Origin of the sequence: Dactylosporangium sp. NPDC005572, from assembly GCF_040605515.1 — a bacterium.
Classification (GTDB): domain Bacteria; phylum Actinomycetota; class Actinomycetes; order Mycobacteriales; family Micromonosporaceae; genus Dactylosporangium.
On the sequence record NZ_JBEXCY010000016.1, the window covers coordinates 42,286 to 55,574 of the forward strand.

General features: G+C 70.2%; 4 protein-coding genes and 1 pseudogene. All 5 read right to left on the reverse strand.

The genetic code is table 11. From position 1 onward, the window contains the following. On the reverse strand, positions 1–7,118 hold a 7,118-nt coding region (locus ABZS66_RS11475), incomplete at its 3' end, for a toxin glutamine deamidase domain-containing protein (protein ID WP_354757018.1). A 451-nt stretch (positions 7,119–7,569) separates the two neighbouring features. Next, the gene (locus ABZS66_RS11480; protein WP_354757019.1) at positions 7,570–11,112 is read right to left on the reverse strand and encodes a toxin glutamine deamidase domain-containing protein; all 3,543 of its coding nucleotides are present in this window, start codon (positions 11,110–11,112) and stop codon (positions 7,570–7,572) included. Between the two features lie 45 nt (positions 11,113–11,157). Continuing rightward, the gene (locus ABZS66_RS11485; protein ID WP_354757020.1) at positions 11,158–11,520 is read right to left on the reverse strand and encodes a hypothetical protein; all 363 of its coding nucleotides are present in this window, start codon (positions 11,518–11,520) and stop codon (positions 11,158–11,160) included. Further along, complete coding sequence (locus ABZS66_RS11490) at positions 11,517–11,951, reverse strand: YbaB/EbfC family nucleoid-associated protein (protein ID WP_354757021.1); 435 nt, start codon at positions 11,949–11,951, stop codon at positions 11,517–11,519. The genes ABZS66_RS11485 and ABZS66_RS11490 overlap by 4 nt, the downstream gene beginning before the upstream one ends. A 15-nt stretch (positions 11,952–11,966) precedes the next feature. Next, a pseudogene (locus ABZS66_RS11495) lies at positions 11,967–13,289 on the reverse strand (hypothetical protein); the annotation flags it as partial.

Below are 13,289 nucleotides of genomic sequence, written 5' to 3' on the forward strand. Positions count from 1 at the left end.
CCCACCGCCAACGGCACATCGCTGTCTGCGATCTCCGCGGTGGCCGACAACAACGGTTCAGCGGGCGCCGCCGCTGCATCACCCGGACCGACCAGGCCCTCGCTCGCCCCCACCGCCAACGGCACATCGCTGTCTGCGATCTCCGCGGTGGCCGACAACAACGGCTCGGCGGGCGCTGGCGCGGCGCCGACGATGTCAGTCACAGACGGAGGCGCGGCATCGGCGATGTCTGTCACGGACGGCGGCCCGTCGTCAGCGTTCGGCTCGCCGACTCGCGCCTCCCGCGTACCAGCAAGCTCCGCGGCCGAGGAGTCCGCGGCGGGGCCGGCAGGGTCGGCCGAGCTGTCCGGTGCGAACTCGTGGGTCGCACCGAGCTGCCCACGGAACGCCCACGATGGACCGTCCACCTCGATGCCATCCGTTGTGGGCAGGAAGAACAGCTCGACCTCACCAGTGGGCACCTCGGCCAGGTCGCCCGCCTGCCCGTCGAGGAAGACCACGCCGTTACCGTCGTGAACCGCGTTGAAGACGTGCGCGTACGGCCGATCGGGCAGGTTCACGACGACCATGCCACGGGAGTTCAGCGGCGCCTGTGCCATGGCGGACACGATCGTGCGCAGGTCCGGCACCCGAACCGGCGGGCGGCCGCGGTAGTTCTCGAGGTGTCTCGCGGGTTCCATCGTGGTGGGCGGCGCCATGACCACCGCACCCTCGGCGAGCGCGACGTCCGTCGCGATTGCCGCGATGACGCAGTTGGTGGCCGCGTCCTCCAGCAGGTTCCGGTATGGGTTGACCAGCGACAAGAACGAATAGTCACGCTCCACGATCGGATCGATGCCCTGCTGCGCCGTCCGGACCAGTACCGGCGACGCCAACTCCGGAAACGCCTCGTATTCCGCATCGTCCTCAACCAGCCGATGCAGCGCGTCGACGGCATCGCGGTAGCGACGCACAACGTCCGCGTGGACCCGCCGCGCCGACAGCGACGACCGGTGAGCGGGTGTCGGAAGGGCCGGTGTCGAGTCGCCGGGGAACTCCTTGGCCCAGAGTGCTTGCGGTACCACCGCCTTGAGCATGCCGAGCGGGATGCCCAGTTGCAGCGCGCCCTGCTGGTCGACGGCCAGTTCAACCGCACCGCTGGTCCGAACTTGCCTGCCGCCAACGATAACGTCGAAGGTGAGCGTGGTGTAGATGAAGTAGACCGAGGTGTCCGAACGCAGCCAGGCCCGGTGCTCGATCCAATCGGTCCGCTCGGTCGCTGTCGTCTGACCGCGCTGGTAGCTGTACACCACCCTGGGACCGAGCCGCCCCATCGCCGCCGGATCGGCCGGGATGACGGTGAGGTTGCCCGCAATCTCCTGCTTGGTCTGCTCGTTGACGGTCTCCGCCATGGCGGCCTGGTCGGTGCCGTGGTCGTAGCGCTCGTTCTCGGCCTTCTCCATGAAGTACAGCTGCTGCATCGGGCCGAACTGCGCCTTGACCCGGATGTCGGCGCCGTTGCGGTCGACGACCTTGTCGGCGGTGGCCACCGCGCGGATCCGGCTGCCCTGGGCGGTGAACATCGCCGGCAGCCGGTCGGGGAAGTTCTCGAACGTGAGCTGGTCGTCGGCGACCGGAATCCCGGCCACGTCCCGCTCGCGCGCACCCGCCGTCTCCTTGACCGCGGTGAAGATGTTCTGCAGCCCGTAGATACCGGTGAGACGGTACCCGTCGGGCAATACGTCGCGCAGCAGCAGACCGGCACCAAGCGGCGCCTGCCCGCGTGGCAGGCTGCCCTCCGCAGGAGCCGCAACGACCTGTTCCTCAGTGACGCTGCCTCTAATCACGCGCGGCGGTACGGGCCGGTGGATCAGTGCGCGTCCCTTGTCCCCCACCGTGTTCCAGGCACCGACGATCTCGCGGACGCGGTAGTGAAACGTCACGGCCTGGTTGAAGTCACGGAGCTTATTGGCCCGCAGACCGACCATGAACAGGAGATTGGAACCGCGTGTGGCCGACCCGTCTACACGGGTGGTCTGCGAGCCTGACACATTGACCGTCGCTGCGATGCCTTCGCTGTGCTCGGTGGCCCCGCCAGTCCCACTGCCGACTAGGCCCGCGCCGCGGGTCGCGGTGCCGATGTCCTTGCTCGCGGAGTCGCGGTACTGGTTGCCGCGAGCGTAGAGCTTCTCGCCGCTGCCTCCCTCACGCGCGGCACGGGCCGGACCTTCCAGTTCTGCCGTCACGAACACCTCGAACCGCCGGCTGCCGACAGAGAACTCCCATCTGGCGCCGCCGTCGCGCAGTTTCGGCATGTTCGGGCTCAGCCAGGTCGGCAGGGACCTCACCTGCAGCGCCAACTCCGGTCCCCCGACTCGCTCGGCCGCATGGGCCAGTTCGGTCGTCAACCGGCTCGGGACGGCGAGGCTCACGGCACCGCCGTACAGCAGCGGCCACGTCACAGACCAGGAGAACCCGTGCTGGACGCTGACCGGTGCGTCGAAGTCCGTCCCCAGCGCCCGGACCAGCGCCGGCCGAATCTGGTCAGGTGAGCCCGTCCGATACGGTGCCAGAAGTCCGCCGGGATCGTCGAACTCGTCCGCACGCACCACAACGTCGTGCAACAACACATTGAGCACGAGCTCTCCGTTGCGTCGCACCACCCTCCCGCTGGGCAACGTCACAACATTGACCACCGCGGTGCGCACCACCGCCATCCGCTTGTCCTGATAGACGCCGCGGTACGAACCCACGGTGTAGAGGTCGGCGCCGGCAGTGCCGGCGCCGGTGTCGCGGGCCCGGTTCACCGCCGCGCCGATGTACGGCACGCCCACTCCGCCGACGACCGACCAGCCCCCGAACGCGCCCGCTTCCCTGCTCTGCTCCTTACCCGCCTGGCTCTCCACAACCTGCTGGCTGTACGGAAACCAAACCTTCTCGACACGGGGCCGGCCGACCGGTTCCGTCGCCAGGGACAGCTCCTGCCCCCCGACCGGGATCGTCGCGGCACCGGCCAGTCCGCGCAGCGCTGCCGCCTTGTATACCGACTTGGTCAAATCCCGGCGCGCCGGCGCAGACTCGATTCCCGCTTCCTGCGCGACGACCGCCGCACGAAGATCCCCGACACCGGTCGCGCCGACCACCGTGTAAATCGCCGCGGCCATGTCCATCAGCACGGAAGGACCGGCCTGCTCGGTCGGCGCGGCACCGGGGAGGTCAGGTGGTTCGCCGTCGCTGCCGCGCAGCGCCGGATGGTCCATCGCGTCCGGGCGATCGTGCAACTCGTCGGGCTGCAGCAGTGTGGCCTGCCCATCGAAGCTGCCCGCAGCGATCCGGATCGCGTTGCGCTCGGCGGCCCAATGCCAGCGGATGGGCACCAAGTACCGCGCGCTGGGCATCTTCTGCCCATCGGTGTCGGAGGTCAGCGCGGTGGACTGGGTGCGTCCGAACCGCTGCGTACGGAAGTTCGAGTACTGTCCGCCCGCCTGGCCCCGCAGCGGGAGACCCTCCTCAAGGTCGTCGGTGTGCAGCGACAACAGGTCGACGCCCACGTAGCCCGAGACCTCGGCGGTCTGCCCGGAGGTGCGTTTGCCCGACATTGCGTCCACGCTGGTGTGGCCGTACTGCACCTGGTAACCGGGGACACCGTCGTGCCGCCCGGCGCCGGAGACCTGGGCCCACACGCCGACGACGAGGTCGCGGCTGCGGTTGGTCGGCTCGGTGGGCGACGGGAACGTCAACGTAACGCCCCACTCGTTGGCGTCCATGTCAAGCAGGTCGTCGCCGCGCGTGCGTAAAGCGCGCTCAGACAACTGCTCGACGAGGCTCAACCAGTTGCGGTACTGCGGCCCGGGACGGTTCAGCGTGGCGCCCGTGAGCGGCAGTTGCTGCAGGACCTCCCACGGAGTCCGTCCCTCCCCACCCCTCGCCTCGGTCGGCAGGTAGTCGCGCTCGACCAGCACGGTGACGATCTCGTTGTAGAGCTGGTCGACTCCGCTGAGGCGTTCCAGAAAGTCCATGCCCAGGCCGAAGCCGGCGCCAAGGTTCCACCACGTCTTGGTCGCGTCCCGGCTCCTACGGTCCCGTATCGCAGTGTCCTCTGCGAGATCCTCCGCACGGTGGGTGTCCAGCTTGGCCTCATTGGCAAGTCCCAACCTGCGCAGGTCGGCGGCGGCGACCATGGCGTGCGCATAACCGTCGATCGCGCTCGTGCCGGTCTTGGTCGGGCCTCCGTCGGTGGCATGGGTGACGTCGAGGCGGACCGTGAAGTCGAGCAGCACGACCTGCAACCGGCCGACCACCCGCTTGGCCCGGGTCAGCCAAGCGCGATGGTTCCGGGTGTGCTGCTCGCCCCGTCGCCACGGACTGTACTGGCCACGCAGACCAACGCTGAAGATCTTGTCCAAGAAGCGCAACCGGCCCGGCATGGTGAGGCGGACGGTCTTCGAGAGGTCCCGGCTGAGCAGTGACTTGGCTACCACGGCCAGGATGCGGTCGAACCTTGTCTCGCCGCTACGCGATACCTCGCTGATCGGCGTGACCGAGGTGATGGGCTGGGCGGCGTCCGCGGACAGCGCGAGGCTGAGACGCCGGCCGTCACGCTCCAGCACCACCCGGAACACCTGCTGGAAGTCACGGCCGGCGGGTGGGCGCAGCACATCGGCCAGTCCCATCGCGACCGTGTCGTTGGTGACGTATGCTTCCAGAACCGGCTTCCAGAATAGGTAGTCCGCCACCGACAGCACCGGCTCGCCCTGTTGCGTGCGGGCCAGCCGCAGTTGGGTCAGCACCTTCTCCGCCAGCTGGATCCGCGACACCGCATGGTCTAGGTCCCACAGCGGGAACTGCTCCGGTGCGGTGATCGATCGGGCCTGTAGGTAGCCGGGATCGACGTTGTCCGCCAGCGCAGCGTCGAGGGTGCTGACCTCGTTCACCGTGTACGGCAACTGGAACTGCGCCACCGAGTACGCCACCGTGTCGGCCCTCGGTCGCCCGTCCTCCCCCAGCCAGGTGAAGTCCTGCCAGCGGCCGGTGGCCCGATCCTGGACTCGCGCCACCCAGTTGACCGGCAGATCGACCCAGCCCAACGGCTCTTTGATCCGCAGGAACTGGTAGTCGGAGCGCGCCACTCCCGACAGTTGGCGCGATCCCGACGAGGTCGCGTAGCCGCCAGTCAGCGCCAGTTCCCCGTTGGCCAGCCCCAGTGAACTGGGCTTGGGCGGATCGAGCCCGGCCCGGTAGGCCACACCGGCGTCAATTGACCAACCGGCGCTGCGCGCCAACGACTGGGCGGCATCCAGATACCGATAGATCCGGTTCTCCTGCTTGCCCGCGAAGCGCGAGCTCCCGGGGCTCTTGAATGGCAGCAGGCTGTCATGCCGCACTTGCGGCGGGGCCGTCGGCACCGCCCACACCCGCACGTCGAACGTACGCCCGCCAGCATCGACCGGGATGTCGGAGCCATCGTCCAGCGCCTGCCCGAACAGCGACGTCAGCTTCTGTTCCACCACGGTCGTCGAGATGGCGCCGTCCGCGAACGGCACAATCCCGTTCAGCCATCCCGTCAGCGGCCCCGCGAAGCCCATTGGTCCGATCGTATGGAACGCGGTGACCAGGCGGCTGTGGTCGGGCGTCACGTCGGACTCGGAGGGCGCGGGCCGGGGGCCGGGCATGTCGCGGTGCCAACCCGCGAGTACCCCGTCGACCAGCGCGGCCCGCACGGTGCCCGCCATCCTGCGGCCCACCTGCGGCAGCGAGTGGGCCCGCCGCACTGCCTGCGCCACGAGCACCACGTCGGCGGCGGAGACAGGTCCGCTCCGGCCGAGGATCTCCAGCACCATGGATGCGTAGTCCGACTGCGAACGGAACCGCCGGTCGCGCGGGTCGGAATAGTGCTTGCGCCGTGCCCGCACCAACGCGTCCAGGTCTGCCTCCGATACGTGGATCGGCGCCGCCTGGTCCGGCAGTGTGACCGCCAACGACTGCATGAAACCTGACGACCCGCGCACCGTCGTCACGGGCGCGGTCGGCAACGCCGTCGTGATGACCTGCCACAGCGCGTTCCGTTCGTAGCCACGCGCCTGCGGGGAGTCCGTACGACCCGGCAGCTTCTCGGCCGCACGCACCGCCGCCGCGACCTTCCGCCGGTACATCCTGGTGCGGGACAGGCCGACCCGCACGGCCCCGTCGCGAGCGAGGCCGACCAACCATCGCGGGATCAAACTGTTCTCGCGCTCGATCACACGGTCGGCGATTCTCGACACCTCTCTCCAGGTCACCGCCACCCGATCGCCGTACTTGTGCCGCAACAGCATGGTGAGGTCGCCCAGATCCACGGGGCGCAGTGGCCGTTCTCCGTCACGGTGCTTGTCATAGTGGCGGTACACCGAGTCAACGACGCGGTCCAGACGCCGGAAGTCGTCCAGGAGAGCATCGTCGAAGCCGAACGCCGGCTGCCCCGACTGGCGCAGCTCATGGAGCGCCCAGATAAGCGACCGCAGCTCCAGCCGCCGCTCCCATCGGGCGGTCGGGTCACCGGTCACCACGGCGGCGATCCGCTCCTCGATCCCGGGAGTCAGCGGCCGCTGCTCCACGTGGGTGAACGCCTCGCGCCGTACCAGTGCGTCGACAGTGATGCGCTGGCTCGCATCCCGCAACGCCGTGATGTGTGCATCCAGTCGGGTCAGATGCTCCGGCGTGACAGTCGGTACGTCGAATCCGAAGACCTCCTGCACCAACGGAAGGTAGTCGTCGCCGGCAAGCTGGCGGGGGTCGCGACCCAGGGCACCGGCCCACAGCTGATGGTGTGCGAAGAGCAGGCTCGCACGCCACCGTGTGACATCGTTGCGGGCACGGGCCTCTCGCGCCAACCGCACTGCTGTGGCGCCGGACTCTCGCACCCACCGCTGCGCCTGCTCCGGGGTCGCCTCCGCGAGTCGCTGCGCGACCCAGAGGCCCACCGACGCGCCCTCGGCCCGGGCCTGTCCGACCGCCTCGCGCAGTTCACCGACCGCCTGTTCGAGCGCCTTCAGGTGATCGGCGGAGCCGGACTGCTGCTGGGCCATGATCTGCGCCTGCTCCACCAGCATCGTCAGCACCGGCAGCATCCGCGTGGCCCAGCCGACATCGCTCAGCAGCACGGCCGGGGGTCCACCAGGGGTGTTAGGAGTGCTGGCGGACCCGTCCGCGGCCTGGACGGGTGCGGCGGCGGCCGAGCGGCGTCGCGACACCGTGGTCATGGGGTACATCTCGGGACGCGGGCGGGGCGTGACAATGTCGCTCAGCCGTAGACCCCTGAACATTCCGGACGCTCGGGAGCCGGTCTGGGAGTCCGGCAGTGCAGCATGCCGCGCAGAGCCTCCGGTCGCCTCTTCCCGCACGCGCCGCACCGGGGGCGGCGCTTCGCCGGGTGTGGCAGCTGGGCCGGGCGGCACAGTGGTATCACCGGGGTCAGCTGGCCTGTCGCCCGGCCCCACCGACGCCGGTCCCTTGCTGCCTGCGGTCTCCGCTGTCGCCGACCGCAACTGATCGGCGGACGTTTGCGCGACGTCGGCGTCGCCGACGGTGTCGGTCACGGGCGCCAGCCCGGCGTCAGCACTCGACTTGACGGCTGGCGCGTCCCGCGGCGCAGCATGCTCCGACGCGAAAGGCTCTACAGCTGGGGACTCCGCTACGGACGGCCCCCCCCGCCGTGGTACCGGTGGAGTTGGCGGACGGGTCCGGTGCGGACTCGCCGGTCGCGCTGACCGGCCTGCCGAACATTCCGGACGTACGGGAGCCGGTCGGGGGGTCGAGCAGTGCGGCCTCTACCGGTGCGTGCGTCGCGCCGAGCGACCCGCGGTATCTCCACCGCGGGCCATCGATGAGGATGCCGTCGGTGGTGGGAAGGAAGAACAGGTTGCTCGGACCGTTGGGTAACTGGGCGAGGTCGCCCGCCTGCCCGTCGAGGAAGACGACGCCGTTGTTGTCGTGCACGACGTTGAAGACGTGCGCGAACATTTTGTCCGGCTGGTGTACGACGACCATGCCGCGGGAGTTCAGCGGTGCCCTCGACATTACCGCCACGACGCTGCGCAGGTCCGGCACCGGCACCGGCGGCCGGTCGCGGTACCTCTCCAGGTGTTCCGCAGGCGACATGGTGTCCGGCGGGGCCGCGTAGACCGCACCGTCGGCGAGCGCGAGGTCAGTGGCGATCGCCGTGATCATGCAGTTGGTGTCGGACTCCGCCGTCCGGCCGCGCTGTGAATTGACCTGCCGCAGCCAGGAGTAGTCTCTCAGGACGATCGGGTCGACGCCCACAGGTGGCTCCGCCGACCGGATTTTGACTGGCGTGGCCGAAAACCACTGCGGGACCAGCCGCGGCGTCCGCTGCCCGCTGTACAGGTGCCGCAGCCACCCCTGACCGGTCCCGGTGCGGGCCCGTCGACGGGACAGACGCCGGTCGAGGGGTGAGCCGGGTGTCGAAACGGCGTCAGCGCTGCTCGGCGCAGCCGCCCCGTCCCCGTCGACGGCCGTGTTGGCCGTGTGGGCCGTGTGGGCCTCCGAGGCCGATACATGCTGCGGGTTCTGCTGAGCGGCGGTTGGCGTCTCGACCGGAACAGGCGTATGTCCAGCGGACGGGCGCGCAGGCGCGGCCGGCTCCCGTCCGGCCGCGACGACGCCTGCCGACGCTGCCACGGTCGCACCCGTCTCCGTGCGCACGGCCGTCACCGGCACGGGGACGGTTGGCCCGGTCGCGACCGGCCGCACCACGGTCGGCGCCGGCGGAGGCGTGCTGCCCGACGGCAGGCTTGAGGAGGAACCGGGCGGCACCGCCGGCGTTGACCGCATCGGGACCACCGGGTCTGACGTCAGAGCCTGGGCCGGCGCCGCGGCGGGTGGCGGCGCAACGGCAGACGTGCTCGCTGACGGCGCAGCGGTCGACGACGCCACCGTCGAGAGCAGCACGGGTGACGGCTGGGCGGGCGACCCTCCGGACGTCGACGGCACGCCCGAACTTCCGGACGACGTCACTTGCGTCGACGGCGCGCCCGAAGTTCCGGATGGCGGTACTGACGTCGACGGCGATGCACCAGCGACCAAAGGTTGTGGTGCTATCGGTGCCGGCACCACGGGTGACGGTGCATTCGGTGACGTCGTGACGGTCGATGGCATAACTGTTGTCGGTGCCACGGTCGTCAAGGGCACCGTCGGCGAAGCGGTCGGCGATGGGGTGACCGCCGCCGGAGTCACCCACGATTGGGCCGCCATGTTGGTCGAGGCGCTTGGGGAGACGGACGGGTGGGCGGCCGCCGGTGGAAGGCCCGGCTGCGTGCCGGGTGGCCGGGTTGAGGGGTCCACTGATGCGCCGGCAACCTCCACCGGCGCGGACGCGAGTGGCGACCCGGCCGTCGGGCCGGCAGCGACCGTCGGTGCGGGCAGACTCGGCGACGCGGGCATGCGCACCTCTCCGGAAGGACTCGGCGAGGCAGGCGGTTGAGCCACCGTGGACGGCCCCGTCGGATGGCCCGGTCCCGAACTCCCGGCGGTCTGTGCCGGGGACGTGGGAACGGACGCCAGTCCGTTGGAGGACAGCGTCGCGGGCACCGAACCCGCCCCCAGACCGGCCGAGGGCACCACGGGCACCGGACCCGGCGCTGCGTTCGCCGACGGTGTGCCCGCCGGGTCGGTCGACAAACCGGCTGGCGGGGCCGCGGCGCGGCCAGGCACCGACGGGGGCGGTGTGACGGAGCGTACGTCCGCCGGCCGGTCGACCGGCGAGCCCGTGGCCAGCCGCGCGCCGTCGTACGACGTCGGCGCTAGAAGCCCGCCGCCGGCGGGCGCGCTTACGTGCGGTGGTCCGACCGGCGTGCCGGTCGGCCTTGTGCTCGCCGAGTTCGTCGGGGACGTGGGCTCGGCGCGAACGGGAGTCGGTGCGGTCGATGGGCGCTCCGGTCCACCGAGGTGCTCCGCAGGCATGTCAAGAAGCCGTCCGGCCGGGGCCGACGGTGGCGGCAGGGCGTGAGACGGCGGCCCGGCGGCCGGCCGATCGGCCGGCATCGGACCCGGAGACGACAGGACAGGAGACGACGGGACGGGGGACGGAACGTGCACGGGTTCTGCCGCCGCTGGCGCGTCGTGCGCCGGGGTGCCGTGCGGGGCGGCGGCATCACGCGGGCCATGTGTTGCTCCGGGCTTCAGGGCGTGCACGCCGGTCTCGACACCCGAGGTGAGCCCGCCGGACACGACACCGGAGACCGCCGCGACGCCTCCAACCTGCCACCCGACGCCCTGGGAAACCCCGTAAAGGCCCTCCGTGAAGTATTCCCCGCCAGCCTCGCTGGCGATCTCCACGACGACGTCCTTGACGGTTTCGCGTGAGAGCAGGCCCGGCGTCGACGGGACGGCATGGTCGGCGGCTGCCTCGACGGCTTCGCCGGCCGTCTTGCCCACCACCTTGCCTACCGCCTTGCCTGCGGCGTCGGCCAGCGCCCCGGCGGCGGGACCGAGGATCGTCGAGATCGCCCCGCCCAAGGCCCCGACACCTGCCGACTGCAGGGTCAGCGACGCGTCCCACTTGTCACGGGTGCCCATGGCGATCTGCATGCGTTGTGCGATGGCGTCCATGAGCACCTGAAGGCCGACGCCGACGCCCATGTTGATCGCAATGTGCAGAATGAGCCGGCCGAGCCAGGTCTCAACCAGCAGCCGAAACACGAAGAACCGCTTGGCCATCCAGTCGAGCACCGCTGCGGGGTTGATCCACGCCATGGCGAGCGCGACCGTGACCTCGACAAGCAACTCAATGACGGACATATATATGATGATCTTGGTGTACTGCACCTGTGTGCCCGAGGTGCTGACCCCTTCACCGACCTCGCGGAGGTTCCTGGCACCGGACTTCAGGTAGCCGGGCGAGTCGTTGACGTACGCCTGCATCGAGCGGACGAAAGCGTCATCCGCCTGACCGGAGACACCCTCACGCACTCTGCGTACCCCACTGACCAGCAGCGGATGGGCCCCTTCCACACCGTCGGCGGCGGTGTGCAACGCCTGGGCAACCGCGAACAGCCGGTCCTCGTCCGCGCCTGGAAAGTCCTCACCGGTGACCCATTTGAGAAAGCCGGCCATCTTGTCCGACATCGTCAGGCCCATCGGTTCCGGGTCACCTCCTCCCCCCAGCTACCCGCACCCGATCGCTCAGATGTGGACGTTGCCTCCGTCGACCCAGCTGCTTGCGGTCTCGACGTTGTCGGCTTCGTACGCCGCCAGACGCCGTCCCAGTTCGTCCACGCGGCTCCCGTCGGCCACCGAGAGATCCCGCAGGTCGGTCAGCGTCGCCCGCAGTGGCGGCAGGCCATGATCGACGGACTCAACAAGTTGCTCGTCGACCTCACAGCGGACGCTGAGCACGACCGGGAGGTTGCCGCCGAGGTCGCTGTCGAGCCGGTCGACAACCCCCTGCATGTACGTGTAGTAGTCGTGGAACGCCTCGCTGCGCAGCCGGTCGGTGTCGGCCGCGAGGTACCTGCCGCCGCCGGCGCCAGGCAGCGGCTCAGTCATGGCCGCTCCCCCTGCCCGTCGCTCCGCCGGTCGTCACCGAGCACGGAACCGTTCACCGTGTCCATGGCCTGCTGCATCATCGCCTCGAGGTCGACCCGCCCATTGATGATGTCGGCGAGGGGCGAGCCGGGCGGGAAGACCGGCTGAAACGCCTCCGCCATCGCCGTGCGAGCCTGCGCCCGGGCCTCCCGGATCGTCTCGATGAGCATCGCCGTGAGCTCCGCCGGCGGCATCGTGCGGTACGACCTGGTCAGGAACTTGATGTCGCTGATCTCGCCCCGGCCGTCCACGGTGACGCTAAGGGCTCGATTCTTCGAGGTGGCGGTCGTCTCAGTCGACCCCAGGCTGTCCTGGATGTCGGCGAGGGTCGCCTGGACCCGGTCGAACTCGGCGTGCGCCTGCTCGATCCGGTCGTACAACGGACTGGACATGTTCATCTCCCTGTATCAGGTGCGGATGCGGGTCGTGCTGCGGGTGGGCACGTTCGGGGAGCCAGGGGTGCGCGGCGGGAGCGGCCGCTGGGTGCGCTCCCCCGGCGTGCCTGCGTCGTCCCGGCCAACCACCGCGGGGGCGCAGTCAGGGTCTGTGCCCCAGACCTCCTCTTCCTCGGCCAGCCAGGTCGTCCGCTCACGCTCCTTCTCAGCCTGCTGGCCGCCGGCGGCACCCAGCCCGCCCATAGGCGGCATGAACGGCGGAAAGCCGTATCCGGCCGAGTTGCTCACGCCGGCAGCACCCGCGGCACCGGGCTGAGCGGACAACGGCAGCAGGTTGTCGATGCCCTGTCCCCCGACGGCCACGAACGCGCCCGGCTCCTGCGCGGCGCTGAGCATCCGTGTCACAGGGTCGGTGCTCGGATCCGGACCGGCGTATCCGGGTGGCGGGGTGCCGAACGGCCCGACGATCGCGCCCGAGTCCGGCACGGCCGCGGACCCGGCGCCCGGCAGATATGACGCATCGGGGAGGCGAACGCCGCCGCCTAGATCCCCTATCGCGTACCCGTCGGAAACGCTGCCCGACGAGCCGCCGACGCCACGACCAGGCTCCACAACACCGGCACCACCACCCACGTCGAAACCACCTCCAAACCCGGCACCCGGACCTCCCGCACCGGCCGTGCCAGGAATGCGAACCTCGCCGCCGAAGCCGTCAGTGAGGAATCCGCCGGAGCCATTGCCCGAGGACCCATCGACGCCACCGACGTCGAAACCGGCACCCGGCGAACCGACAGCACCGGCGCTACCGAGCGCGTCGGCGGGAATGCGGACTCCACCCGGCCCAAAGCCGGAGCTGATCAGCCCACCGGCACTTCCGTCGTCGGCAGGCCCGCCGGGAACCTGCACCCCCCCGAAGTCCGCTCCGGCGGTGAAGTCGTCGAACGTACCGTCTCCGGCGCCCGCGGCACGGCGTGTCGTGTCGGCGTCGCGGGGGTCGGTCGCGGACCGGATTGGCAGGCCGCTACCTGGTAGTGGGCCAAGCCCGCCCAAGAAGCCCGCCTCGACCCCGCCGCTACCGTCCGCCCCAATGCCGACGCCCAGGCCGCCAAGGCCGTCGCCGACCGCCGCCGGGCCCGCGCCACCTGGGCCTCCTCCGCCGAAGTCCCCGCCGGTCGCCAGCCGTGCGCCGCCGAAGTCCGAGCCAGCGCCAGCATCGCCACCACCACCACCACCACCACCGAAATCAGCACTGTCAAAGCCTGCGCCGGTGTCAAAGCCGCCGGCGTCACCGCCACCAGACGCGAGCCGTCCGCTGCCGAGACCTGGTCCACCGCC